This window comes from Mesorhizobium sp. L-2-11, from assembly GCF_016756595.1.
Taxonomy (GTDB): domain Bacteria; phylum Pseudomonadota; class Alphaproteobacteria; order Rhizobiales; family Rhizobiaceae; genus Mesorhizobium.
In genome coordinates this window covers 6,052,232-6,079,076 of record NZ_AP023257.1, presented here as the reverse complement: position 1 = coordinate 6,079,076, position 26,845 = coordinate 6,052,232, and the positions used below count along the sequence as shown (strand labels likewise).

The 26,845-nt window shown below is 62.3% G+C and carries 10 protein-coding genes and 6 pseudogenes; 8 read left to right on the top strand and 8 right to left on the bottom strand.

Annotated features, from left to right (window positions below):
* Window positions 1-452: 452 nt before the first annotated feature.
* From istB to JG739_RS28920, 5 genes and pseudogenes are all read right to left on the bottom strand, one after another.
* A pseudogene (gene istB / locus JG739_RS28940) lies at window positions 453-1,118 on the bottom strand (IS21-like element helper ATPase IstB); the annotation flags it as partial.
* On the bottom strand, window positions 1,115-2,377 hold the full coding sequence (gene istA / locus JG739_RS28935; protein WP_202367696.1) for an IS21 family transposase: 1,263 nt from the start codon (window positions 2,375-2,377) through the stop codon (window positions 1,115-1,117). The gene istA and the pseudogene istB, both read right to left, overlap by 4 nt.
* A 149-nt stretch (window positions 2,378-2,526) precedes the next feature.
* Window positions 2,527-2,715 (bottom strand): annotated as a pseudogene (locus JG739_RS28930) (IS6 family transposase); the annotation flags it as partial.
* Between the two features lie 148 nt (window positions 2,716-2,863).
* Window positions 2,864-3,014 (bottom strand): annotated as a pseudogene (locus JG739_RS36465) (IS6 family transposase); the annotation flags it as partial.
* 53 nt (window positions 3,015-3,067) lie between these two features.
* A pseudogene (locus JG739_RS28920) lies at window positions 3,068-4,177 on the bottom strand (IS701 family transposase); the annotation flags it as partial.
* A gap of 1,348 nt (window positions 4,178-5,525) precedes the next feature.
* On the opposite strand from JG739_RS28920, the gene JG739_RS28915 reads away from it, so the two are divergent.
* Complete coding sequence (locus JG739_RS28915; RefSeq protein ID WP_446720518.1) at window positions 5,526-7,901, top strand: hypothetical protein; 2,376 nt, start codon at window positions 5,526-5,528, stop codon at window positions 7,899-7,901.
* 350 nt (window positions 7,902-8,251) lie between these two features.
* Here the strand turns inward: JG739_RS28915 and JG739_RS28910 are convergent, their stop codons facing one another.
* The gene (locus JG739_RS28910; protein ID WP_202364450.1) at window positions 8,252-8,968 is read right to left on the bottom strand and encodes an IS6 family transposase; all 717 of its coding nucleotides are present in this window, start codon (window positions 8,966-8,968) and stop codon (window positions 8,252-8,254) included.
* A 383-nt stretch (window positions 8,969-9,351) separates the two neighbouring features.
* Between JG739_RS28910 and JG739_RS28905 the strand changes: the two genes are divergently transcribed.
* Complete coding sequence (locus JG739_RS28905; protein ID WP_202364449.1) at window positions 9,352-18,522, top strand: shikimate kinase; 9,171 nt, start codon at window positions 9,352-9,354, stop codon at window positions 18,520-18,522.
* Window positions 18,523-18,549: 27 nt separating this feature from the next.
* Here the strand turns inward: JG739_RS28905 and JG739_RS28900 are convergent, their stop codons facing one another.
* Together JG739_RS28900 and JG739_RS28895 are read right to left on the bottom strand one after the other, a co-directional pair.
* Window positions 18,550-19,260 carry an IS6 family transposase gene (locus JG739_RS28900; RefSeq protein ID WP_202364448.1) on the bottom strand — a complete coding sequence of 237 codons (711 nt, stop codon included), beginning with the start codon at window positions 19,258-19,260 and terminating at the stop codon, window positions 18,550-18,552.
* Window positions 19,261-19,358: 98 nt separating this feature from the next.
* Window positions 19,359-19,744, bottom strand: a pseudogene (locus tag JG739_RS28895) (Tn3 family transposase); the annotation flags it as partial.
* 786 nt (window positions 19,745-20,530) lie between these two features.
* On the opposite strand from JG739_RS28895, the gene JG739_RS28890 reads away from it, so the two are divergent.
* From JG739_RS28890 to JG739_RS28870, 6 genes and pseudogenes are all read left to right on the top strand, one after another.
* Window positions 20,531-21,733, top strand: coding sequence for a cytochrome P450 (locus JG739_RS28890; RefSeq protein ID WP_010913992.1), 1,203 nt, complete (start codon window positions 20,531-20,533; stop codon window positions 21,731-21,733).
* Between the two features lie 94 nt (window positions 21,734-21,827).
* Entirely contained in the window at window positions 21,828-23,117 is a 1,290-nt protein-coding gene (locus JG739_RS28885; RefSeq protein WP_010913993.1) for a cytochrome P450, read from the top strand.
* 1 nt (window position 23,118) lies between these two features.
* Window positions 23,119-23,400, top strand: a pseudogene (locus JG739_RS36265) (ferredoxin); the annotation flags it as partial.
* A gap of 18 nt (window positions 23,401-23,418) precedes the next feature.
* On the top strand, window positions 23,419-24,243 hold the full coding sequence (locus tag JG739_RS28880) for an SDR family oxidoreductase (protein WP_027033417.1): 825 nt from the start codon (window positions 23,419-23,421) through the stop codon (window positions 24,241-24,243).
* Window positions 24,243-25,586, top strand: coding sequence for a cytochrome P450 (locus tag JG739_RS28875; RefSeq protein WP_006329090.1), 1,344 nt, complete (start codon window positions 24,243-24,245; stop codon window positions 25,584-25,586). Before JG739_RS28880 ends, JG739_RS28875 begins: the two co-directional genes overlap by 1 nt.
* 150 nt (window positions 25,587-25,736) lie before the next feature.
* Window positions 25,737-26,702: a polyprenyl synthetase family protein gene (locus JG739_RS28870; RefSeq protein WP_202367694.1), complete on the top strand. Its 966-nt coding sequence runs from the start codon at window positions 25,737-25,739 to the stop codon at window positions 26,700-26,702.
* Window positions 26,703-26,845: the final 143 nt, after the last annotated feature.

The window sequence follows — 26,845 nt, the reverse complement described above, 5'->3', positions numbered from 1 at the left end:
AAGCATCTGCGCGAGTTGGTGCTGACATACCGGTGGGAGATCGTTCCAAAGATTGGGCGAGTCTCGCTTGATCCTTACCAGTGGAACGTTGGCCTCCGGAAGAGATACCGCCATCCGAAGTGCTAATGCATGAGCAACCATTGCAATTCGCTATTGAGTTACCAAAGGTGATTCGCACATAATACACTAAAGGAAGCAAAATTCTAACGGATATTAACTTTTCAGTCCCGCCGCGATGCTCATCGTCATCATCGATAGCGCGCGACAAATCCGTCACTGACCGGCGGATATTGCGTAACCGCCCATCCGGCAGGCGGATGACAACAAAGGCAGGTCCGCGCCCCGACCGAAGTGATGCCACCTCAAACCGCTGTCCACAGAGCGCGTGTCGACGGTCAACTACCGTGATGTGAGACACCAGCCGATCAATGACAGGGGCATCCTGCTCTGCTTGGGTCTCCAAAAACATCTCCCCACTCTGCAAAGCCGCGGTTGGACGTCAGGATCATTGCCCCTTTCTCGTAGCGGGCGTTGACGAGCTGGAAGAACAGATTGCCGCCGCCGGCGATGACCGGGAGATAACCGATCTCGTCGACGATCAGCAGACTTGGCCTGCAGAAGAAGCGGATGCGTTCTTGCAGCCGTCCCTCGCGCTCGGCCCTGGACAGCACTGCAATGAGATCGGCCAGGGTGCAGAAGTAGACGCTCTTGCCGGCTTTGACAGCTTCGACGCCGAGCGCGATAGCCAGATGGCTTTTGCCAGTCCCTGGCGGCCCGAGGAAATGGGCGGCCTCGTGCCTTTCGACGAAACCCAGTTGCGCGAGTGTGAAGATCCGATCGCGATCGAGGGAGGGCTGGAAAGAGAAATCGAAGCCGGCGAGCGTTTTGATGGTTGCCAGCCGACCCATCCGCAGCGCCGTCTTTATACGGCTGTTCTCCCGTAGGGTCAGCTCTTCGGAAAGGAGAATGTCGATCGCTTCGAGCGCCGACAGCTCGCCATGCTCCAGGCGGCGGACAATATGGTCAAGTGCTTCAAGGGCACGTGGCATCTTCAGGCCGACCAGGTCATGGCGAATGCGGTCGATCATCGACGGCACGGCATCGAGCGCGGCGCTCATGGGCGGTTCTCCTGTGCCATGGCTCTGGCGACGGCGTCGTAGAAGGCGAGCGGCCGCTGTGTGACCCGGTCTCCGGATCCATGAAGAATGATCTCGTCATTGTTGACGCGCGATCGCGAGCGCGGCGGTGAGCGAAGGGTTCTGTGTCCTGGTTCGACGCGTCGCTGATGGCGACCTTCCAACACCGGATGCACAGCAATCAGCGCACCGTCTTCGAAGATTCGAACCTCATTGGCCAAGGTGTGAACTTCGACGAGCCGCCTTCTGGTGGCGTCGGGCACGCTGTATGCGTTTCCACCGACACTGACCATGCCCTCTCGGGATATCCTGCGCTCAAGCCGCAGAACCGATCGGAACGGAGCCAGCGGCAAGGGACGCAGATGAAGGCGCTCTTCCGCGAAGGCCTCGACGACGACGCGCTGCGTTGTGGCGTGCACGCGCGGATTGGCAACGACATCCAGCCATTGCCGCAGTTGGGTGTTAAGATCATCAAGGTTGCGAAACGAGCGCGCCAGGAAGAAGTCTTCACGAATATAGCGGAATGGTCGCTCGACCTTTCCCTTCGTCTTGGCGCGATATGGTTTGCAGGCCTTTGGATGAAAGCCGAAATGGCGGGCGAGATCGAGCAGAGCGCGGTTATAAACAATGCCACCCGTCTCGCCTTCGCCGATGACGGCAGTCTTCATTCGGTCGTAAAGGATCTCGCGCGGAACGCCGCCGATCGCATCGAACGCCGCGGCGTGGCATCGCAGCACCGTCGGCAGATCCTGATGCATAGCAAAGCGCGCCCAGATGAGACGGCTATAGCCCAGCACCATAGAAAACAGCCAGACGATCCTGGGGGTTGCCGGCTCGTCGGTGAAGACGACATGGAATTGGGCGAAATCCACCTGGGCCTGTTCGCCGGGAGCTGTTTCGAACCGAACTTCAAAGCCGGGTTCTGAGGTCGGACGAACGTCTCTGAGGAAGTCCGTGACGGTGGTGTAGCCCCCGGCATACCCACGATCCTTCAGCTCTCGCAAGAGCCGCCGACCGCTAAGGCCGGGATAGGCAGCAACCCGTTCACGCAGATAGGCGGTGAATGGATCAATCACCGTCGCCCGCGGCTTCCTTGGTCCATAGGCAGGGGCCTCAAGGCCACGCTCGATGTATTTGCGGATTGTCTTTCGATCGACGCCGGTCTGCCTGGCGATCGCTGACACCGACAGCCCCTGCCGATGCATATCCAAGATCATGACTATCTCCCTGAGTTTGATCACCGCCATTCCCCTCTCGACCATCGAGAGCAGTATCGGTGATGACGCGCCGCCGGTCCTCCGGGGCGCGCCCCGGAAGACCGGCGGCAACGCTAAACTGAGGAAGATTCAAACGGCACTTATGGGGAGTATTGATCCGGTATCGACACCCGGGCGAAATGCCGCCCGAATTTCTCCGCCCAGCTTCGAATGGTCTGATGCGTGACGATGATGCCGCGGGCCGCCAACATGTCCATGCGCAGGCTGAGCGGAAAGCGAAAGTAGAGCCATACCGCGTGCGCAATGATCTCGGCGGGAAAGCGGTGGCAACGATAAAGCGGATCACGAGCAACTTCTGACATGGCCCATGTTCGCACATCTTCATCAGCCGTCGGTTAACTTTACGGTGCCCGGCTACCTCATCAAGATGCCAGACATCGTCTTTCGATGGCGCCTTGCGGCGCAGGCGACGTGCATAATCGGGACTGTGCTTCTTTCCCCAGCGGCGGATGGTCTCGTAGGAGACGACGATCCCCCGCTCCAGCAGCATTTCTTCAACATCGCGCAGGCTCAGCCCGAACCGGTAATAAAGCCAGACGGCATGAGCAACGATTTCGATCGGGAAGCGATGGTTCTTGTAGGTGGCGCATGCTTCGACCATGCCAACCTGACTTATCGTCAAACCGTTAAGCCAAAATCAATGTGACAGCACCCCTGCTTGAGTTCCTGATAGTCCCGCTCGATCCGCCATCGCATCTTGGCCTGATCGACGAGGTCGGCAAGCCTGGTCTTTCCAGGCAAGGTCGAGAGCCAGTACTTAGTTGGCTCGACTTCACCGTCCGGCCATTCGATCAGGAACCATTCCTCAGCGTGGGGGATGGAGCGCCAGTAGTCGCGATGGGCCGGCCGAACCCGCACGGCGGCAAAGCGTGAGGCAAGCGACGCCTTGGAGCCCTCGCGCCAAGTAACCATGTGCCAGGCGTCCTCGGGCAGCGCTTGCGCCAGTTCCTTGGCTGAGACCGGCGCATGTTCAGCCTGCCGCCGAACGCGCGAGGGCGGGCGTCCGCGTCCGCTCCACGGCTTCGGCGGCAATGGTTGCGTGCCGAGCGACCACAGGCGGATCGAGGACTGGACCCCGACGACATAGGTCAAGCCCACCTTTGTCAGCCCGGTGCGGAAGGCGGTGTCGTTGCCGTAACCGGCATCGGCCAGCACCACGCCCCGTGAGACGCCGGCCTCCAGCGCCGCCCGAATCTGCGCGAGGGCGATTTCGGGCTTGGTGCGGAAGACCACATTCTCCGGCACGCCTGTCTTGGCCCGCCGGTCAGGGTCGTTCGCCCAGCTTTCCGGCAGATAGAGCTGATAGGCAATCGGCAGGCTCGCCTGCTCGGTGGCAACCGACAGAGAGACCGCGACCTGGCAGTTGTCCTGCTTGCCGAGCTGCCCGCAATACTGCCGTGCAACCCCAACCGAATGCTTGCCTTTCTTGGGAAAGCCGGTGTCGTCGACGATCCAAGCACGGATCTGCCCCTGACGCTCAAGCGCTGGCAGCACCTGTTCCCGCACGCGGCTCAGCACGGCATCATCCGACCAATCCGCCTTCGCTACGAAATGATGCAGCGACTGGTGCGCCGCCTGGACACGCCCAGGCTCCACCCGTGCCGCCATCGGCTCGACGCTTTTGCGCTCGCGCGGCAAAAGCAGCCCGGTGCAATAGGCCTTCAGCGGCGCCACCCGGTCAGCATGACCCAATACCGAGGCCAGCGTCTCGACATAGGCCGCAAAACGCGATTCACTCGTTTCGATTCCGTCCTGGAGATCCATCGCTCCCTCCATATGAAGCACGAATCGCCATTCTCGCAATCAGTCGTTAACGAAACTTACGACACAGTAAGACTAGGGGCCAGTTTGTAGAGTGCCGGATCGGCGTCTCTTAAAGAGAACACGGTTGTGCCCCTGACCGCAGGCTCTTGCGTGATTAGGGGAATCACATCGTCGACCGCCTCTGGAAACGCGTCTCCCTTGGCCCGTAGCATCTGAACCAACTTGAAGTTGGCCCTCGGCGTTTGGAGTTCGGCGTCAAGTGGCCAGGTGCCGCGAAACACCGGCCCAACAACTTCGCGCCAGGTCTTGAGCTTCTCTGCGGGCGCCTCCGACTTCCATCTCAATGCCGAAGCGGTGCCCGACCTGCCAGAGGGCATTGGACCCTATGCGGCGCAGTGCTGCTCTGGCCTCTACAGGTGCCCCTTCCGCGTGGGGCCGACCAGGCATGGATCAGCGCCGGGGCCTCGCCGGCCTTCACCGTCCGAGACTACAGGGAGCGATCAGCGTTCGGCCGGGCGGAGTTGGTCAGGTTACGCAGCCCGGGCGAGCGCGGATCGCGCTTGGCCGCTGATCGGTGATGACGCGCGGTTCTTGTCTCGATTTGGAAACCCGCCACGAGAAACGCTTGGCCGGCCAGTAGGTCGATGGTTGCGCCCGCCATCATCATCGTGCGCAACAGTCGACAGGGCGGCATTCCCGACAGCACGCCCGCATCATCCGAAAGTTAATTCCGATCCGTGATGCGCTGCGCGAGTGCCGAAGGCGAGGGAATTCGACGGCCCCCGAGAGAAAAAGCGAACGCAGTAGGTGCATCGCCCCGCCGGAACTAGCTTACAGCGCGTCAGCTCACCGTCAGCTCGTTCGAGTAGCTCTCTTCGAGAGAGACCTAACAACTCAAAATCATATTAAAGACTTCCGCCAAAAAGGGAACGAATGCCATGTACGGTCGGAAAAGTGGCTCATCCGAAAGCTCCAACCAAGCTAACGACCCGGTACGGTCAAAGGGCAGCCACGGCTTTGGCAAGCACTTGCGCACATGGCGCCGCCTGGTCTCAATGCGAGTTCGTCTCCAGCGCCGGCACGCCCGTACTCGCTAGTTTCGCGGCCTCCTATCGTGGAGATCGACAGGTCTTCGTGTGTTTTGCATTGGGTTCAGGCTGGACCGGCGCGGCAGGGTCGATCCGGGCTGGCCATGACGACTGACGAAAACATGCCGCTGGTTCTCAGACGTCATGCCACCTGTCATCTGGGCGATTGCACTTACCCGCCAGAGCCCTGATGCACTACGGCTGACACATCAGCCCCAATCCACAGACAGCGCGTTCTCGTCTATATCGGAGATGAAAAAATGACGGGCATTGGCCGATCTGGAAAATCGCGCATTGGAGATGCTGGAGCCGGATCGAGCAGTTCGCGCTCGCAATCAGGTCTTGCCTCCGGGGAAGGCAGCCAAGGGTTCGGTTCCGTCCTGGAGCGGATGCGCTCTGAGGGAGGTAAAGGTTCACCCTCGGCTGGCGCTGCGCGAGGTGCCCATGATGACCTTGGCGGCAAATCTTCAGGCCCTTCCGTTCCCCCACATCGAATCCCGGCGGCTGCGCCACGTGCAGCCGCCGGGCCACGTGCGGCCGGTTCGCGGAGGCGCAGTGTTTCCTCAACGTCGGATGGTGAAGCCCTGGCGCCGGTCGCCAGCCAGCCGTCAACTTCGGGTGTGACAGTCCCCAGTTCCTCGTCAGGCGAAGTCATCAACGAGACAAAGCGACGAATGTGCTCGCTGATTGACGAAATCCAAGTTCTCGAAGAGAAGAGCCTGCATAGCGGAAAACCGATGGAGGGCTTCCGAGACGAGCTTGATCAGCTCGCTAATGCGGGCGCAGAACTTCTGGAATGCTACGCGAGCCTGCCCAAGGATGAGGCGCGCAGCACTCTGTCCGACGATGATGTGCGTCACTACCGCGCCGACGTGATTCATCGGGCGGACAGTGCCAACGAGCTGGCCCATACGATCTTCAAGAAGGAGGAACAGAACCGGAAGCGGATGGAGGACATTCTCCACAACTTGGTCAAATCCAATGCCACCCTCGACCAGCTGAGCCGATCGGCTCCCAGTATGGCGAAGTATCCCGTGGCCTGCGTGGAGCGTTGGGACAAGAAAGTACAGCGCCACGAATTGATGCGGGCCGTCTGCGTCGCGACAGCCGACTTACCAAGCTCAACAGCCGAGATGCGGCGGGAAGAAGAGGCCGCGCTGCGGCTGCACTCGGGCTGGGTTGTCAATTCAAAGATAATGCAGCTGCAATCGCGGATCAATCTCGCGCAGGTCAACATGGCCCCGCAGGCGATCATGCTCGAAGCACCCATCAGGGAACTCCTCATCGGTGACAACGGGCAAACGCGTCTGCTGGGTAACTTCATCGGCGAGGTTTTTCCGGCATTCGTCTCGACGGCCGAAGCTGTACTGAGGAAGGAAGGGCGCCCGCTCGACGCGGAACACTGCGCCGTTCTGGAAGGAGTTGTGGAGCGGCTTGCGGATTTTGCGTCGGCCTCGCACTCCGTGGTTGACAGGCTAAGGGATCACCAAGCAGGTGCTGGCCTCCCATTGGAACTGTTGACCCGGATCGTGGACGACGCCTGGATCGCTTCGGACGAGGTTACGGACCTCCTCGCACTGCAGCCGAAGCCGCCAGCCCCTGACCTGACGGCCGACGCTGCCGCTGCGATGCCGACTGGAACTGCCGGCAAGACTATGGTGGCCGAAAGCACTACAGCGCCCAGAAAAAAAGGAAAAGACAAGAGCAAGCAGGCCGCTGGCGCCGGGAGTTCGGCGGCCGGGCGGCCGGAGCCGCAAGTCGCTGCGGCCGTCAGCGACCCTGCGGCAGCAGCCAAGGTGCTCGTACGCACGGATTTAGGTACGAAGAAGCTCGTGAGTGCAGAGGAGGCGCAGAACAGTGCGTCGTCCGCGGCAGCACGCTTGGCGATCTTGCAAAATCCAACGACGGGGGAGAACACGAAGTCACTAGTCGCACGGTCGACCGAACTTTTGAAGTTCGATTTGCCTGCTCAGCAAAGTTTGATCTCCCGAGCGCGCTCCGGGAAGCCCGAGGACGTCGAACACGCCGTCGGCCTCGTGGTCCAGCGCCTGCAAACGCAGGCTGTCGAGATGGAGCCCTGCCTCCCAGCGTTGGAGGCGTCTCGTCTCTCCAAGGAGGGAAAGATGGACGACGTGCACCGACTAACGGTTCAGTTCAGGGACATGTTGGCCAATGTGCGGGGATTGGCTAAAGCTTGGGACGAACAAAAGCCTGATATGATCATGGATTGCATGAAGAGGTACCCATTTCCCTCGCAAAACCACCTTGAGCAGTTGCGGTCGGCCCGGGAGTTGACGCCTGCAGATCCCCCGTGCGCGTTGAACCCAGAGCCGAGCAATCTGTTCGAGATTAGGCTGCAGCCCAAGGCGCTGAGCAACCGTACACTACCGAGTCCAATGTGGGTGCACATCCACACGACACGAAAGATATATGCGCAGCAGTTGGCAACGCTGGACAGCGCCGAGTTCGCCGCTTGCCACGTCAAGTCCAATGAACAGCGCGGCCATAATCGGCAGTGGCAGACCTCCCGGGCTAAGAAGGGTTACGACAACGCAATCCACCGCGGCAAGCTCACCCCGGCGTTCTGTAAGTCCTTGTTGAGCGACCGGGCCGATATGCGAAATGGGCCGGCCTAACATCGGCATTTTGTGGATTCCAACCAGCTTAGTAGACAGAGGCGCAATCTGGGAAACCCCTGGCAGAGCGGCAGTGGCCTGGATCGCAGGTGTGGCTGATTCTCGCGATGGCCGGCATCGAGCATGCTGCTCTAGGGTTTTGGGTACTGCCCGACAACCTGACGACCCGACAGCACGCCTGCATCACCCGAAAGTTTTTCCAAATCCGCGATGTGGTGCACTAGACGTTATGACCGTGGTCTGAGGAGCGGCCCGCCCTTAGACTTTGCAGCTGTTAAGCAAACGGGGGTTGCTTCGGCACTGTAAAGTTATCAGCGGATTGATGCAGCGATAGCTGGCCGGGACGGCTGTCACGCTGCGGCGAGACACGCGATTTTGTTCCAGATTTGCATGGCGGCGTTACGCAGGTCTCGATGTTGAGCCGATGACAGCGTATTGCGGGGAAAGTGGAACAGGTTGGCAATCGGATCATGGATGGAAACGAACCGCTGAAGCTGGCGTGCCGACTTGAAGCGTTTCATGGTCCTTTCGCGTCGTCGGGTCGGCTGGTGCGAATTTTCCGCTCGATTATTGAGGCCTTTGTGCGACCGGTGTTCGACACCGGGCATGAGGTCGCGCCTGGCGGCATCATAGGACCGGAGCTTGTCGGTGATCATGACTCGTGGTGTCCGCCCTTGAGCCTTCAGCAACTTGCGCATCAGACGCTTTGCCGCCTTGGCATTTCGGCGGCTTTGCACCAGCACTTCGAGGACCAAGCCGTCCTGATCGACGGCACGCCAGAGCCACTGCTTCTTGCCATTGATGGCCACCACACATTCGTCGAGATGCCATTTGTCGCCCAGGCAGCCGGCTGACCGTCGCTTGATCTCCCGGGCGAAATGCCGCCCGAATTTCTCCGCCCAGCTTCGAATGGTCTGATGCGTGACCATGATGCCGCGGGCCGCCAACATGTCCTCAACCATGCGCAGGCTGAGCGGAAAGCGAAAGTAGAGCCATACCGCGTGCGCAATGATCTCGGCGGGAAAGCGGTGGCAACGATAAAGCGGATCACGAGCAACTTCTGACATGGCCCATGTTCGCACATCTTCATCAGCCGTGGTTAACTTTACGGTGCCATACTACGCCATGCTGCAAGAACCAGCCATAGCCGCGTGACTCAAACCAAATGGCCTTCGCCAAACCCGGGACGGTTCTGAAACTCTCCGTCAGCTAATCGTCAGCCAAGCGATCTATCTAGACCTGCCGTGCCTAACCGGCCCGACGCTAACGGAAAGATAGTAGTGCAAATCCTAGTATAGCGAATTGGTGGCCCGTCCGATGCACACTACACGCGCATTGGCGAAGCTGACGAGGCGTGATTTCACTCATCAAAGCCTTCATACGCCAGGGCTCAGCGACATCAGCCCCAACAGCATAGGCAACACATCCTCGCCTATATCGGAGACGGAATATGACGGGCGTGAACCGATCTGGGAGATCGCGGACTGAAAAGAGAGTCGGCAGGACGGGGGAGGCGAGCAGTTCGCGCTCGCAATCAAGTCTTGCGCCTGGGGCAGGCAGCCAGTCGTTCGATACCGTCGTGGAGCAGATGCGCTCTGTGGAGATAAATAGAAGGACGCCCGCCGTGCCAATGGAGCGCGGTGCCGATGACGCCCTGCACGACAGGCCGTCCGGCCCCTCCGTTGGTATACACGGAACCCTGGACGCTGCGCGGCATGCCGCCGCCGCGCCACGTGCAGCCGGTCCGCGGCGGCGCAGTGTTCCGTCAATGTTGGAGGGTGAAACCCTGGCCCCGGTCGCCAGCCAGCCGCCAACTTCGGGTGTGGCAGCGCCCATTTGCTTGTCAGGCGACGAAATCAAGGAAAAGCGACGAATGGACAGTCTGCTTACGCTAGTGGGCATGCGCTTTAACGCGGCCAGGCAAGACCCGGGCGATGAAAAGCTGCTCGATCAGGTCATCAATGCAGGCTCAGCAGCTCTGCACCACTACAAGAGCCTATCCCCGGCTTTGGCGCGGACCATTGTGGACGACAACCAGTTGATTACCTGCCGCTACCTCGTGTGGGATGCGGTGCAAGAATATAGCCGCCTTGCCGAACCGACTATCCACAAATTGCAAAAAAAAAAAGCTGAGGAAGAAGCGACCGGGCTGACTCAATCCACGGCTACCCCGGAGAGTGTGGTGGAGGCGCATGCGGCCTGCGTGAAATGGTGGGAAAAGAAGGTAGGGCACTGCGAACGGGGGCGAGCCGCCTGGCGCGCCACTGCCAGCTTGCCAAGTGCAACAGCCAAGATGCGGCAGGAAGAAGAGGCCACGCTGCGGCTGGCAACCGGCTCGGTAATGCATAGCAAGCTCGTGTATCTGCAATCTCGGATCGATCTCGCGCGGGCGAAGATTGAGCCGCAGGCGAGCACGTTCGACGCACCCGTCAGGGAAATCCTCATGGTTGAGAATGGGCGAGTGCGTCTGCTGGAAGCCTTCAGCGGGGACGTTTTACCGGCATTCCTTTCGACACAGAACGCTGTTCTGAGCAGCGGTGGGCACCCACTCGACGCAGATCACTGCGCCGTTTTGGAAGGAGTCATCGAGCGGCTTTCGGAGTTTGCGTCCGAGTTGCAAGTCATCCGGACCAACCTAAACGATCACCAAACAAGTGCCGACCTCCCATTGGAACTGTTGAGCCAGATCGTGGAAGGCGCGTGGATCGTCGGGCACGAGGTCATGCACTTGCTGGAACTGCAGCCGAAGCCGCCAGCCGTTGCACTGCCGCCCGACGCTGGCGCTGCGATACCAGCCGAAACTGCCGGCAAGTCTCGAGTGGCCAAAGGCACTCTGGCACTGCAGCCGAAGGCGCCAGCGCTCATTGCCTCGCCGGCCGACGCTGGCGCTACGATACAGATCGACACTGTCGGCAAGTCTCCAGTGGCCAAAGGCACTCTGGCACTGCAGCCGAACTGGCCAGCGAACATAGCACCACCAGCCGATATGGGCGCTGGAATACCGGCCGACACTGCCGGCAAGGCTGCGGTGGCAGGCGCCGCAGCGCGTAGGAAGCGGAAAGGCAAGGGCAAGCCGGCCGTTGGCGCCGGGAGTTCAGCCCCCGGGCGGGCGTCGCAAGTCACTGCCGTCGACAGCGACACGGCGCCAGCAGACAAGGTTCTAGTGCTCTCGGATATGGGTACGAAGCTTGTGAGCGCGGAGGAGGCGCGTGCGAGTGCGTCGGCGGGCGCACAGTCGGCAAAGCAGGCGCCGCCGTCCATGGAAGCACTGACGCAAGAGCGCCAGGTGAAACCCGAGGACGCCCGCTACGTCGCGGAAACCGTGGTCGAGCGCCTGCAGACGCAGCCCGCCGAGATGCGGGCCTGTCCGGCCGCGTTGGATGAGCCTCGTCGACCAGGCCTGCTTGCGCCTGCACAGGTGCCCGAAGTGCAAGACAAAACAGTCCGGCTCAAAGGAATGTTGAACCAGGCGCAGGAACTGGCCAAAGCTCTGAACTCGCAATCAAGTCATGCCCCTGGGCAATCCAGCCAATCGTCCGATGCCGGCGTGGAGCGGACGCACTCTGGGCCCCAAGATAGAATGTCCTATGCTCGCGTCGTGCGAGGGGCCGACGAAGCCCTTGGCGACAAATCTGCCGATTACTCCATAGCTCCCCGCGGAGCCCTTGCAGGTTCGCGAGGCGCAACCAGTGGGCCGCGGCATGGTTCTCCCCAAGGTCGGCACGGCGAAGCGATGGGTAGGCAAGAAAGCTCTTTGCGTTTAGAGAGGTCCTGGCTCGGCGATCAAGAACCGAGTAGGTCGCAACCGGACACGCTCGCACGCCATGACCAAAGCCAGTCCAGGCCGGTTGCAGGACCGGAACGGCGGCGTTTCGACCATGTAGCTGCACAGAGCTTCGACGATGCACTACTTAATGACGCTTTGCACAAAATTTTCTTCGCACACGACATCAATGAATTCTCATACGCTGTGGTGGAGAACGACAAGAGGCTGCAGAGTCAGGCGCATCGGGCAACATTCCTACGAAAGGCCGCTTCCGAGTTCACCCGTCACTTTGTTCCAAGATGGGAGGACGATGTCCGCGCCGGCAATACCTGGGGGTTCGCCACCTCATGCAACGCGACGAGCCGGGAGCCTGGAGGTCAGGCAGGCATGGAAGCTTGCAGGGCCATGGCAGCTCAGGTGTCGAGGCTCGGCAGGGCGCTGAACGATGTCGAAAGCAAAACGCTTTCGCTGTTCGTATTGTCGTTCAGTCGACATCCCCGATTGGCGGAATGTCGCAATGGAATGATCACAATCGCCAAGCTGTTTCATGAGCAACCCGGAGCGCTGTCGGAGCTCAACGGTCAAAGTCTCGCTCTGCTGGTCAACGGATTCAGCAAGTGGCCGGAACAGGAGAACGCTCGTAAGGCCACGGTAGCAGTTGCCGCCGAGATTCGCCGCCGCCCTGCCGGGCTCTCTGATTTTGATCCGCAGAACCTGGGTAACGTTGTGAACGGGTTGAGCAAGTGGCCGCTAGAGGAGGAGTGTTGCGGCGTTATCGATGCAATCGCCGGGAAGGTCTGTGGCCGCGCCGGTGAAAAAGCCGGCCTGTCTGGGTTTAATTCGCAGGCATTCGCAAACCTGGTGAACGGGTTCAGCAAGGCGCGGGAACCGGGGAACTCACATCAGGCGACCATTGTCATAGCCGATGCGGTCTGTCGCCTCGCCGATGAAATTGTCATAGCCGATTCGATCGGTCGCCTCGCCGATGAAAAAGCCGGCCGGACTGGGTGGTATCCGCAGGCGTTGGCGAATTTGGTGAACGGCTTCAGCAAGTGGCCTTTGGACTGCCGCGGCGCTATAGTTGCGATCGCGCGTCAGGTCGCTGGCGGGGCCGGCAAGCTGCCTGTGTTTGATGCGCAGGCATTGGCGAACCTGGTGAACGGGTTCAGCAAGTGGCCAGAGGACTGCCGCGGCGCTACAATTGCAATCGCCGCTGAAGTCTGTCGCCTCGCGGACCTCCCAAAGGCCGGGCTTTCTGGTTTCGATCCGCAGCACCTGGCGAACCTGGTGAACGGCTTCAGCAAATTGCAAGCGGCGGAGTGCTCACGCGCCACCGTTGCAATCGCCGGTGAAGTCTGTCACCGCGCCGGCCGCCGCAAGGGGCTTTCTGATTTTGATGTGCAGCACCTGGCGAACCTGGTGAAGGGCTTCAGCAAGTGGCCGCAAGAGGTGAATTTGGGTTACGCCACCAATGTGGTCGCCGGCGAGGTGCTTCGCTGCGCCGAGCCACTCTCTGAATTTCTTCCGCTGCACCTGGCGAGCCTAGTGAACGGCTTCAGCAAGTGGCCGCGATGGGAAAACTCACATCAAGCCACAGTTGCGATCGCCGGTGAGGTCCGTCACCGCGCCGACCAGCTGTCTGGGTTCGAACCGCAGGAGCTGGCAAACCTGGTGAACGGTTTCAGCAAATGGCCCGAGGACTGCCGTGGCGCCATCGTTGCGATCGCCCGGGCGGTGCCTCGCCGCGCCGGCCGGCTGTCGGGATTTAATGGGCAGGATCTGGCGAACCTGGTGAACGGTTTCAGCAAGTGGCCTTTGGACTGCCGCGAGGCCATGGTTGCGATCGCCCGGGCGGTGCCTCGCCGCGCCGGCCGGCTGTCGGGATTCAATGGGCAGGATCTGGCGAACCTGGTAAACGGCTTCAGTAAATGGCCGCAAGAGGAGAACTCACGTCAGGCCACCGTTGCGATCGCTGGTGAGGTGCTTCGCAGCACAAACCCGCCCCCTGACTTTAGCTCGCAGTACCTCGCGAACCTGGTGAACGGCTTCAGCAAATGGCCGGAAGAGGAGGCCTTACGTCAAGCCGCCGCGGCGATTGCTGGTGAGGTGATTCGCAGCGCTAACCGGCTCCCTGATTTTACCTCGCAGCACCTGGCGAACCTGGTGAACGGCTTTAGCAAGTGGCCGCAGGAGGAGAAATCACGTCAGGCCACCGCGGCGATCGCCGGTGAGGTGCTTCGCGGTGCCGAGCGACTCTCCGGGGTTAATCCGCAGCAACTGGCAAATCTGCTCAACGGCTTCGACAGGTTTGCGGAAGAAGAGGCGTGCAGCCAGGCGATTTTGGAGATCGCGCGCAGACTCGGCCAGGCGGGTCAACCATTCCGTCATTTTGCCGCGCCCGGGCTCTCCAGTATCGCCAACAGTTTGGCGCGGGGGATCCTCAGGAGCGAGGACGCCGGAGAGATTGCAGAGGCCGCTCTGCTGAAAGATCGGCTGCACAAACTGGCTCATTATCTTCATTATGCCAGTGATCGTCTGGAGGAGGCCGACGCGGTGGGCGTCACGAGCATCTTGAAGGCGTTGGCCAAGGCTCAATTGTATGATGATCTCGGTTCGCTCGCAGGAGCAGGTTTAAATCGGCTCGCGGAATTGCATCGTGCCCCTGGCTTTGCCCATGAGAATAACCTCGAAACCATGGGCAATCTGTGCGCCGCTCTGCTGCCGCTGGCTCGCAGTCCGCGCAAGCAGCTGCTTTGGCACCGGCGGCCGGCTCTGAACTTGCTGAACGATATCCAACCGATCGTGGAGCACAAGATCGAAGCCCATCTCAGGGCAAGCGATGCCGAGCGGGCCCGCGGGCCGTACTCGACCCGTTGTCTGGCCCTGTCGATTTATCAAGTGCTCAAGGCCCGTGCGAGCCTGGCAGGGTTGCTGCGGCGGCCCTATGTCGAGGGCAACAAGCCCGATTTGCGTGCGAGGCGCGACGAGCTGCAGTCCAAGACCAAGGAAATCCTGGACAGCACGCGCGAGCTCGTCGAACGCGACCTTTCCAACATGAGCTGGAACCTGATCGCGCAGATCGAAGCGGAGGGTCCGACCGATGCGCTGGACACGTTCATGGCGCAGAACGCCGCGACGGTGCAGGCCCAAAATCGAGCGTCCGTCTTCGACGTCCATCAGACTTTGCGAGCCATGGACCACGAGCCCAGACCGCCCCAGGGCGAGGCGGGGCTGATGCGATTGCCGGTGGTCGACATGCAGGGCCGGCAACTGGCCACGGAGGCCGAGACACGCTATTCGATCTTTCATCGCCTGACCTCGGGGGCGGTGAAGATGGTCGCGGTGCAACTGCCCGGAAAGCCGAGCCCGTTCATGCTGGCGCGCACGTTGACCGTCGAGGGCGTGCCATACCGCATGGACCTGTTCGGCGGCAGCAAGTTAAAGCCGCCGCCGAAGACGCTTTCGCAGGTCGCCGCCCGCATTCCAGGTCGGGTGGAGGCAGCATCTTCCGGCGGAAAGCTGCTGGCCATTCCCTATGCCGAAACCGCACCGGGCACTGCGTTCGAGCAGCTATCGCGCTCTTGGGCGCCTTTCAAAGAGGCATATTACTACACTCAGCGCAGGGGGTTTGCAGCGCCACCGAATTTACAAGGTCTGGGGCCTCGCGACTACGCGTTGGAAGGCGCCTTCAAATTGTCGCTGCTGCCGGACCGCCCTGCCAACCAGGAACGTCCCTTCAAGCTGATTGGGCCGGAAGGCCCGATCGCCTTGCGACCGTATGACGGCTGCGGTTTCATCAAGGCCTCGCTGGCCACGCGTATGCCGGCTGTTCGCCGGACCGGTCGGCAGGAAGGACCTGATCGGGTTCCTGCTTTTGGTGAGGGAAGGAGATCGTCCTTGCCTGCCTCGGCGCTGCAACATTATCCGCGCAGCGAGCAAGTGGCCGATGAGGCGCACGAGAAGGCCAAGACCTGGCTCGAGAGCAGAGAGGGGAAAGAGCTGACGGCCGAGGAGCTGTTTCGAACGGTGACTGTCGGACATATCGACGGTCCTGGCGCAGTCGCGGTACCGTCCGCTGATAAGTGTCTCCATGTGCCGACGCTCAAGAGCGAGACGTTGACGGGCAAAAGCGGTGTGCTGATCGGGCGGTCGCCCTACGACAAGCCCAACCTGCGCCCACTTTCCGCCGACCTGGTCAAGTCAGCAGTTGATGGGGACCCGACGGCAGCGTTCCTCGACACCTGCGTTGCTATCCAATACAGCTTTAATGTCGCCCAGAAGTCGGGGGAGGAACTCGCGGCCGACGATCCGACTTTCTTTGCCAAAGGCATCCTGATCGTCGTGCCGGACGAGATGTGGCCGGCCGCCCACGCCGACCGAGGGCTGGTTTTGTCTGCCGAGGACGTCAAGTCCCATTCGCACTGGACGACAGGCAAGGACCGCGTCAAGGAGGACACGCCGCTCGACTGCCTCGGCATCCTGCAGGCCACCGAGGTGTTCGCTCCGGGCTCCTTGGTTGCCGTCCCGACCGGTGAACAGAAAAAGCTTGACGGCGACTTCGATGGCGACACCGTCATCATCATCGGCGACCGGCCGCAGCTTTATGAGCATGTGCGCGAGTTCGATGAAAAGGAGCAAGCTCTCGGACTTCCATCGCTGAAGCCGCCAAAGTCGCATACTCCGGCGCTTGACGGCGACAAGTACCAGTTTGGTCGCGCCAGCCAGATTCTCGCCGCCACCCAGGATGTCCTGGAAACCTATAGCGGTCTGCAGCGAAACTTCCTGGCTCAATCCCATGAAGCGCGAGGCTGGTTTGCCGAGCGTGCCATCTTTGGCACCTACGAAGGCGTTCACCACGAGCTTCGGCGAGACATCGGTCAGTTGTTGGGCCGCGAAGAGGAGGTGAGTGGCCAGGATATCGAGACCGTGTTTGCGAGAGCGCGGCGCGAGATCGAGGTCGCCCGGCATCCGGTTGCTCGCGAAATGGCCGCGCTGCTGGTCGCCGACCTTGAGGCGTGGGCACAGAAGCCGGAACGCCTGCCCGAAACAGTCGGGCCCGTGAACGATGCAAAAAGCACGACGCTGAGCGCAGCAGTCTCAGAGTTGTTGCCGGATCTGGCGGATGCCTATCCGGTAACAAATCAGCCCCGAGACCGCATCCGGGCTTTGATCGACAACTATCCTGCGCGGATCGATCCTCGCCCGGACGGTTACAACCCGGATGACCTCGTGCAAAGCGCAAACAATCTCCTGAGCCTCGGCATCAAGGTCGGCACCGATGCCTACAAATCCAACACTGGCGCTCGGCTTTTTTCCAGGAAAAGCCAAGATCTTCAGCGGCTGCTGCATACGACGCCTGGCTTGAGGTCCGTGCCCTACGTCAAGGGCCTGGCAGCGTCTCTCAACCATGGAAGGTTTGATGTCGATGCAGCCTTGAAGGACCTGGAGGACAACCCCACGCTGACGGCTTCAGTCATGGAAACATCGATCAATCTCGCTGCGGAGCACGGCATTTTGCGCAGACCCTCCGGCCTTCGGCCCACCGCCGAAGCTGCCGAGATGATCCCGCTGACCCCCGAGGAGGCCTCAGAGCGCGCCCGAATTGAGGTTGCGCGCGCTACAAAAGAGGAGGGGAAAATCACCGCAGCGGCACTCAGCGTCGCCGCAAGCCTCAGGAAAATGGAGATCCAGGTGAAAATGCCTCATCTGGAGCGCCGGTTGAGATCGGAACGCTCCATAAGAGAGCAGCTCACCGGCACGAGCATCTCGTCCGGCAGCACTCCACAGCTGATCAGCAGCGCCGTACGCCACGTCTTCGAAATTCCTGACAACGATTTTACACGTGCCTTCAAGGCAGCCATTCTGGCCTTCGAGGAGCAGCACTACACCGAAATCGAGGTGACCAACTGGTTCAAATTCGAGCGTCCGAGTTATCTCGGCATACACACTGTGCTCGCCACCACAGAAGGCTACCGTTTCCAGGTGGAATTCCATACGCCAGCCAGCTACAGCGCCAAAGTTGACAATCACGACGCCTATAAAGAGATGCAGGAGCTGAAGCGCCGTGATGCTTTGCAGAAGGCAGAGAAACTCGAGCAGAAGGTAAGAGAAGGCAATAAGGCAGTTGACAGACCCGATAACGTGCTCAGCATAGCACACTGGAGGGATGGTAAGGATAGTGCTGCTGCAGCACCTGGATTGCGAGCTGTCGGACGATCAACAGAGTCGGAGATCGCCAAGTCACCGGAGGCAAAGGAGACTGTCGCTGCCCTCGGCCATCGGCCGGTCGTGCTTGTCGGTATGCCGAGCGCCGGGAAAACCACGATTGGCGCGCCACTCGCCAAGCGACTGGGGCTGCGCTTCATCGATACCGACCAAGAAATTCAGAAGCAGACCGGGAAATCGATAACGCAGATATTCAATACAAATGGCGAGGGCTATTTTAGGAAGCTTGAGGCGGAGGCAATCGCGCGTGTGCTCGAGCAAGGGCCCGCGGTCATCGCGACCGGTGGCGGCTCGTTGAACGATGAGCAGACCCGGCGACTCATCGCCGACAAAGCGGTCTCGATCTGGATAAATACCGACCCGCGGGTGCTACGACGCCGCCTCAGGAACGATACCACCCGCCCGCTGCTGCGGGGCTCCGACCGGGATCAGACGGTTCCCCAACTCATGGACGAGCGCAAGCCGTTCTATGAACAAGCTAACGTCAGGTTTGTCCCACCCCGCAAAAACGATAAACAGAACGCGGGCCCATGTCTGAAGGCCCTGCACGCATACCTGTGCCCCACGGGGGCCGACGCTCAGTCGCTTTCTAATATATCCCACGGCACTGTAAAGTTATCAGCGGATTGATGCAGCGATAGCTGGCCGGGACGGCTGTCACGCTGCGGCGAGACACGCGATTTTGTTCCAGATTTGCATGGCGGCGTTACGCAGGTCTCGATGTTGAGCCGATGACAGCGTATTGCGGGGAAAGTGGAACAGGTTGGCAATCGGATCATGGATGGAAACGAACCGCTGAAGCTGGCGTGCCGACTTGAAGCGTTTCATGGTCCTTTCGCGTCGTCGGGTCGGCTGGTGCGAATTTTCCGCTCGATTATTGAGGCCTTTGTGCGACCGGTGTTCGACACCGGGCATGAGGTCGCGCCTGGCGGCATCATAGGACCGGAGCTTGTCGGTGATCATGACTCGTGGTGTCCGCCCTTGAGCCTTCAGCAACTTGCGCATCAGACGCTTTGCCGCCTTGGCATTTCGGCGGCTTTGCACCAGCACTTCGAGGACCAAGCCGTCCTGATCGACGGCACGCCAGAGCCACTGCTTCTTGCCATTGATGGCCACCACACATTCGTCGAGATGCCATTTGTCGCCCAGGCAGCCGGCTGACCGTCGCTTGATCTCCCGGGCGAAATGCCGCCCGAATTTCTCCGCCCAGCTTCGAATGGTCTGATGCGTGACCATGATGCCGCGGGCCGCCAACATGTCCATGCGCAGGCTGAGCGGAAAGCGAAAGTAGAGCCATACCGCGTGCGCAATGATCTCGGCGGGAAAGCGGTGGCGACGATAAAGCGGATCACGAGCAACTTCTGACATGGCCCATGTTCGCACATCTTCATCAGCCGTCGGTTAACTTTACGGTGCCGGCCGGACTATTCCGATGTCGTTCTGGCCGGCCCAGATTGACTGTGGCCATACTGCTGCTCGACCTCCTCCCAAGTGAGGACCTTGGAAAGAATGGGAAGCATTTGGCAATTCAGCGCGCAGGCCTGGCAGCGCCAGCTTCTGCCAGGCGATCGCCCTCAGGCGTGGCGGCAGGTTGAACCCGAGCAGGCGGCAAAAGGGACGCCGAGGGCGCTCTGGCCATGGCTGCCGACATATAAGCGCTGGATCTCCACGTTGGTGTAATGTCGCAGCAAGACCTTGGTCATCGCCGCGACCTCCGAAGACGAACAGCGCTTGAGCTGCGAGAAAATGCAGGTCGAGCCCTTTTCGACATGCCAGTAGATCATCACGCGCGACCGCCATAGCGGACATGCCATTCCGTCATCAGGTTGCCGTCCCAAGCGCCGAACTTCTTGGGCCGTGCCGGCTTCGCCCTAGATGGCGGTGTTGCGGATCGCCTGTGTTGCATTGGCAACGAGCCCGCAAGCCGCCTCGAGCGCGCCCGGAGCAAGCACGTGACCCCTGAGCCAACCAGGAGCCCTCCTATGGCTCAATACGGTCAGGTCGCCTGCCATCATTCCACGACAGGACAACTAATAAAGAAGGTGTCGCCGGTCTGGCGTCTGACCACCGTATACTATCCGACACTGTTTTGTCGCCTTTGTTGGGTCCGCGACACCGGGCTATTTCATCGAGCTCTTGTCTGCCTCAGGCTAATCCCCTGAAAAGCAATCACAATGTTTTTCTTCTGCTGGGTCGGCCAAATTGGCACGAGTTTTGAGACTCCTTCGTTGGGAGCCGGGAGCCGACGACCGATCTTCATTTCGTGGATGACACCGCGATCGATGGAACGAAGAAAGAAAAGCATAATGTCAAATCCGCATCAGATAGCATCCTATGGCAAGGGGGCCTTGGCGAAACCGCCCGTACCCAAACAGGCTGCCAACCTTGTCGACGCTTGCGCAGGAAATCTTGATGGCCGGCTGCGACTCAAGGGCCCACCACACTCGCCTTAATCCTGAACTCGAAGGCGCAGGATAAAGTTCTGCATCTCGCCGCGCGGTATGCCTAGACAGTTACACGTTGGCCGATCTTGACATCGAGTCGGGCTACTCCCCGGAGGACGTCTACGTGCCGTCGTAATCATTCGCTGCCCGCAGCGCCTTCCGCCCTTCCATCGCTTAGAGAGTGAAGTGCCACCATGTCCGAACAACCCTTGCCGACGCTGCCGATGTGGCGCGTCGATCACATCGAGCCCTCGCCTGAGATGTTGGCGCTACGCGCCAACGGTCCGATCCACCACGTACGCTTCCCGTCCGGGCACGAAGGCTGGTGGGTGACAGGCTACGACGAGGCCAAGGCGGCGCTGTCCGACGCGGCGTTCCGGCCCGCGGGAATGCCGCCGGCGGCATTCACCCCGGATTCGGTGATTCTCGGTTCGCCGGGGTGGCTTGTCTCGCACGAGGGGGGCGAGCATGCCCGGTTACGCACGATCGTGGCGCCGGCCTTCAGCAACCGCAGGGTGAAGGTGCTCGCGCAGCAGGTCGAGGCGATCGCCGCGCAGTTGTTCGAGACGCTGGCGGCCCAGCCCCAGCCCGCCGACCTGAGGCGCCACCTCTCCTTTCCGCTGCCGGCCATGGTCATCAGCGCGCTGATGGGCGTGCTCTACGAGGATCACGCCTTTTTCGCCGGGCTGTCCGACGAAGTGATGACGCACCAGCATGAAAGCGGCCCGCGCAGCGCGTCGCGCCTGGCCTGGGAAGAACTGCGCGCCTACATTCGCGGCAAGATGTGGGACAAGCGCCAGGATCCGGGCGACAACCTGCTGACGGATCTGCTCGCGGCGGTCGAGCAGGGCAATGCGACCGAGGAAGAGGCGATCGGCCTGGCGGCGGGCATGCTGGTGGCGGGGCACGAGAGCACCGTCGCGCAGATCGAATTCGGCCTGCTGGCCATGTTCCGCCATCCGCAACAGCGCGAACGCCTAGTCGGCGATCCATCCCTGGTGGACAAGGCGGTGGAGGAAATCCTGCGCATGTACCCGCCGGGCGCGGGCTGGGACGGCATCATGCGCTATCCGAGGACCGACGTGACTATCGCGGGCGTGCATATTCCCGCGGAGAGCAAGGTGCTGGTCGGCCTGCCGGCGACGTCGTTCGATCCGCGCCATTTCGACGACCCGGAAATCTTCGACATCGGACGCGACGAAAATCCGCACCTGACGTTTTCGCACGGGCCGCACTACTGCATCGGCATGGCGCTGGCCAGGCTGGAACTCAAGGTGGTGGTCGGCTCGATCTTCCAGCGCTTTCCCGCGCTGCGCCTGGCCGTGGCGCCCGAAGAACTGAAGTTGCGCAAGGAGATCATCACTGGCGGGTTCGAGGAGTTCCCGGTGCTCTGGTGACGCGCGGACGCCGCCCGGAATCGCGATCTACTCCGCAATTTGCCGGCGCGCCCAGCGCGCGCCGGTCAGATCAGCCAGCCAACAGGTAACCAAGATGGACGTGCAAGAAACCACGGCAGCATGCCGGGACGCCTTCGCCGAACTTGCGTCGCCAGCGTGTATCCAAGACCCGTATACGTTCATGCGGTGGTTGCGCGAGCACGATCCGGTGCATCGTGCGGCGTCGGGCCTCTTTCTGTTGAGCCGCCACGCCGACATCTACTGGGCGCTCAAGGCCACGGGCGATGTGTTTCGGGGACCGGCGCCGGGCGAACTGGCGCGCTATTTCCCGCGTGCGGAGACCAGCCTGTCACTCAATCTCCTCGCGTCCACGCTAGCGATGAAGGAACCACCGACGCATACGCGTCTGCGCCGGCTGATCTCGCGCGATTTCACCATACGCCAGATCGACAACCTGCGGCCGAGCATCGCACGCATCGTCGCAGCGCGCCTGGACGGCATGGCGCCCGCGCTGGAGCGCGGGGAGGCGGTGGACCTGCATTGGGAATTCGCGCTGGCTGTGCCCATTCTGGTCTTCGCCGAACTGTTCGGCATGCCCCAGGATGACATGTTCGGGCTCGCCGCCGGCATCGGCGCCATTCTGGAAGGCCTGAGCCCACACGCCAGCGATCCCCAGCTCGCCGAGGCGGACGCGGCCAGCGCGAGGGTGCAGGCCTACTTCGGCGACCTCATACAGCGCAAGCGCACCGATCCCCGCAACGACATCGTGTCGATGGTGGTCGGCGCACACGACGACGATGCCGACACGCTGTCGGATGCGGAGTTGATCAGCATGCTGTGGGGCATGCTGCTGGGCGGCTTCGCCACCACTGCTGCGACCATCGACCATGCGGTCCTAGCGATGCTGGCGTATCCCGAACAGCGGCACTGGCTGCAGGGAGACGCCGTGGGGGTGAAGGCATTCGTCGAAGAAGTCCTGCGCTGCGACGCGCCTGCCATGTTCAGCTCCATCCCGCGTATCGCCCAGCGCGACATCGAACTGGGCGGCGTGGTGATCCCGAAGAACGCGGACGTGCGCGTGCTGATCGCGGCCGGCAATCGCGACCCGGACGCCTTCTCCGATCCCGACCGCTTCGATCCCGCGCGGTTCTACGGCACCACTCCTGGCATGTCGACCGACGGGAAGATCATGCTGAGCTTTGGCCACGGCATCCACTTCTGCCTCGGTGCGCAACTGGCCCGGGTGCAGTTGGCCGAGAGCCTGCCGCGGATCGAGGCGCGCTTCCCCACGCTGGCATTGGCCGAGCAGCCGACCCGGGAGCCATCCGCGTTCCTCAGGACGTTCCGCGCGCTGCCGGTGCGACTGCATGCTCAGGGGGGCTGAGATGCGCGTCGTGATCGATCAGGATCTATGCGGAACCACCGGGCAGTGTGTGCTGACGCTGCCGGGCACCTTTCGCCAGCGCGAACCGGACGGCGTGGCGGAAGTGTGCGTGGCGACGGTCCCGCAGGCGCTGCACGCCGCCGCGCGGCTCGCGGCCAGCCAGTGTCCGGTCGCCGCCATTCGGGTCATCGAAAGCGACGCTGGCGAGCGCGCCAGCGCCGACCCTGCGCCTTCTCCGGCGCAGGCTGAGCGGCATGCCGCGAAAGACCAACGCAACCCAGGAGGACGGTTTGAAGGCAAGGTGGCCGTGGTGACCGGCGCCGGCGCCGGCATCGGCAAGGCATGCGCCCTCGCCATCGCGCGCGAGGGCGGCAGAGTGGTGGTGGCCGACATTGATGGCTCGGCGGCCGTCGCCTGCACCGCGCAGATCGCGGCCGAAGCGGGCCACGCGCTGGCCCTGGCCATGGACATCGCCGATGCGCAGGCGGTGGCAGCGCTGTTCGAGACGGCGGAGCGGCACTTCGGTGGGGTCGACCTGCTGGTGAACAACGCGAGCGCCATGCATCTGACACCGCGCGACCGCACGATCCTCGACCTGGACCTGGCGGTCTGGGATCAGACCATGGCGACCAATCTGCGCGGCACGCTGCTCTGCTGCCGGCAGGCCATCCCACGAATGATCGCCCGCGGCGGTGGCGCGATCGTCAACATGTCGTCGTGCCAGGGGCTCAGCGGTGACACCGCGCAGACGTCCTACGCCGCGTCGAAGGCGGCGATGAACATGCTGTCGGCCTCGCTCGCCACCCAGTACGGTCATGCGCAGATCCGCTGCAACGCGGTTGCGCCGGGTCTCATCATGACCGAGCGTCTCCTCGCCAAGCTGGACGAGTGCATGCAACGGCATCTGAGCCGGCACCAACTCCTGCAGCGCGTCGGCCGCCCCGAGGACGTGGCCGCGCTGGTGGCGTTCCTGCTCTCCGACGATGCTGCGTTCATCACCGGCCAGGTCCTGTGCATCGACGGCGGCATGCTGGCGCATGTGCCGACGTACGCCGACGGTGGCAACAGCCGCGCCGCGCGGCCTGCCGGCGACACCGCCAAAGCGGCCGCGGGGCCGCGCTGCTGATGGACATGCTGCTCAACCCGCTGGACCGTCGGCACCGGCTGCGGGACGACATCCCGGTCGTGCCCGGCGCTTTCCCCCTGGTCGGACATCTTCCCGCCATCGTATGCGACCTGCCGCGCCTGCTGCGGCGCGCGGAACGGACGTTGGGCAGCCACTTCTGGCTGGATTTCGGCCCTGCCGGACACCTGATGACCTGCGTGGATCCGGATGCGTTTGCACTGCTCCGGCACAAGGACGTGTCCTCGGCGCTGATCGAAGAGATCGCGCCCGAATTGCTTGGCGGAACGTTGGTCGCCCAGGACGGCGGCGCGCACCGGCAGGCGCGCGACGCGATCAAGGCGGCGTTCCTGCCCAAGGGGCTGACCCAAGCCGGCATCGGCAACCTGTTCGCGCCCGTCATCCAGGCGCGGGTGCAGGCGTGGCGCGACCGCGGCGACGTAACCATCCTGCGCGAAACCGGCGACCTGATGCTCAAGCTCATCTTCAGCCTCATGGGAATCCCAGCGCAGGACCTGCCGGGATGGCATCGCAAATACCGGCAACTGCTGCAGTTGATCGTCGCGCCCCCGGTCGACCTGCCTGGACTGCCCTTGCGGCGCGGCCGCGCCGCCCGCGACTGGATCGACGCGCAGTTGCGCCAGTTCGTCCGCGACGCGCGCGCACATGCCGCGCGCACTGGGTTGATCAATGACATGGTGAGCTCCTTCGATCGCGGCGACGATGCGCTCTCCGACGACGTCCTGGTCGCCAATATCCGCCTGCTGCTGCTTGCCGGTCACGACACCACCGCCTCGACGATGGCCTGGATGGTGATCGAGCTGGCGCGGCAGCCTGGGCTATGGGACGCCCTGGTCGAGGAGGCGCAACGCGTGGGCGCGGTGCCGACCCGGCACGCGGACCTGGCGCAGTGTCCGGTCGCCGAGGCGCTGTTCCGCGAGACGCTGCGCGTGCATCCGGCGACCACGCTCCTGCCGCGTCGCGCGCTGCAGGAATTGCAACTCGGCCAACGGCGCATTCCTGCGGGCACCCCTCTGTGCATCCCGCTGCTGCATTTCTCGACCTCTGCGCTGCTGCACGAGGCGCCTGATCAGTTCCGCCTGGCACGGTGGCTGCAACGCACGGAGCCGATCCGGCCGGTGGACATGCTGCAGTTCGGTACCGGCCCACACGTCTGCATCGGTTACCACCTGGTATGGCTGGAAATGGTGCAGTTCTGCATCGCCTTGGCACTGACCATGCACAAGGCCGGGGTGCGGCCGCGGTTGCTGAGCGCCGTCGAAAAAGGTCGGCGCTATTTCCCGACCGCACATCCGTCCATGAAAATCCGCATCGGATTCTCATGAGCTGGCATCGCATGCCCCGTGTGGCGAGGCAGCTGCGCCGGCGACGCGCGGCAATGCTGCACTCGGCGCGCGCGCTCGGTGCGACCCCGCCAACACCGCGGCGGCTCGGACGCTCGCCGTGGCCGTGCCAGATACAAGGACATGAACGACATGCAGACCGATTCCACGCTACACGACGACGCGCAGGCGCGCGGCGCATCCGGCAGGCTGCCGTCGGAGATCTGGATGCAGGACGGCGCAAGGCGGGTCGAACAGGCGCTGGCGCGTCTTCTCTGCGCCGAAGACGACGGTGAGACCGAGCTGATGGCGGCGATGCGCTACGCCACCTTGCATGGCGGAAAGCGCACCCGCGCCTTGCTCTGTCTGGCTACCGGCGCACTGGCCGACACGCCGGCGCCCATGCTCGACGATGTCGGCGCCGCCATCGAGATGATGCACGCCTGTACCCTGGTCCACGACGACCTGCCCGCAATGGACGATGACGTGCTTCGCCGCGGCCTTCCGACCGTGCACGTCAAGTTCGGCGAAGCCACTGCGATCCTGGTCGGCGATGCGCTGCAGGCGCACGCCTTCCTGACCCTGGCGAGCCTGGATGCGCCGAGCGACAACCGTATCGCGCTCGTGCGCGAACTGGCGCAGGCGGTGTCCGCCGAGGGTGCCGCAGGCGGGCAGGCCATGGATCTGTCGCTGGTAGGAAAGCACGTCGAGCTGGACAGGATCGTGGCGATGCACCGGATGAAGAGCGGAGCACTAGTGCGCGCGTCCGTTCGCATGGGCGCGCTATGCGCCATCGCGGAGGATGCCGCCCACGCTGCGCTGTACTGTGCGCTCGATCGCTACTCCGCCTGTTTCGGCCTGGCGTTGCAGGTGGTCGACGACATTCTCGACGCGACAGCGGATACCGCGACGTTGGGCAAGACCCCCGGCAAGGACGCGGCGGCGCAGAAGCCGACCTGTGCGTCGATCATGGGGCTGCAGGCAGCGCGCCAGTTGGCGCTGGATCTGTTGCGCGACGCCGGGGAGGCCATCCCCCCGCTGGGAACGCGTGCGGAACGGTTGGCGCAGATGCTGCAACGGGCCAACGCGTATCTGTTCAAGCACGCGCCACGCGCATGAGCGCGCCCGTCCGCATGGAGTCGCCCCTGTGCCGCTGCGATCGATCGGCCGGCGTGAGCGGTGCATGCTGCACTGTGTCCAAGTCGGCGGCGGCGATCGCAGCGGTTGCCCAGCACAGCCGCGGCTCACGCGGCGCGCTGCGC

What these genes read in the sequence shown, in the direction of transcription:
- JG739_RS28915 (WP_446720518.1), top strand. Translation starts at nt 5,526, where the DNA reads ATGACGGGCATTGGCCGATCTGGAAAATCGCGCATTGGAGATGCTGGA.
- JG739_RS28910 (WP_202364450.1), bottom strand. Translation starts at nt 8,968, where the DNA reads ATGTCAGAAGTTGCTCGTGATCCGCTTTATCGTTGCCACCGCTTTCCC.
- JG739_RS28905 (WP_202364449.1), top strand. Translation starts at nt 9,352, where the DNA reads ATGACGGGCGTGAACCGATCTGGGAGATCGCGGACTGAAAAGAGAGTC.
- JG739_RS28900 (WP_202364448.1), bottom strand. Translation starts at nt 19,260, where the DNA reads ATGTCAGAAGTTGCTCGTGATCCGCTTTATCGTCGCCACCGCTTTCCC.
- JG739_RS28890 (WP_010913992.1), top strand. Translation starts at nt 20,531, where the DNA reads ATGTCCGAACAACCCTTGCCGACGCTGCCGATGTGGCGCGTCGATCAC.
- JG739_RS28885 (WP_010913993.1), top strand. Translation starts at nt 21,828, where the DNA reads ATGGACGTGCAAGAAACCACGGCAGCATGCCGGGACGCCTTCGCCGAA.
- JG739_RS28875 (WP_006329090.1), top strand. Translation starts at nt 24,243, where the DNA reads ATGGACATGCTGCTCAACCCGCTGGACCGTCGGCACCGGCTGCGGGAC.
- JG739_RS28870 (WP_202367694.1), top strand. Translation starts at nt 25,737, where the DNA reads ATGCAGACCGATTCCACGCTACACGACGACGCGCAGGCGCGCGGCGCA.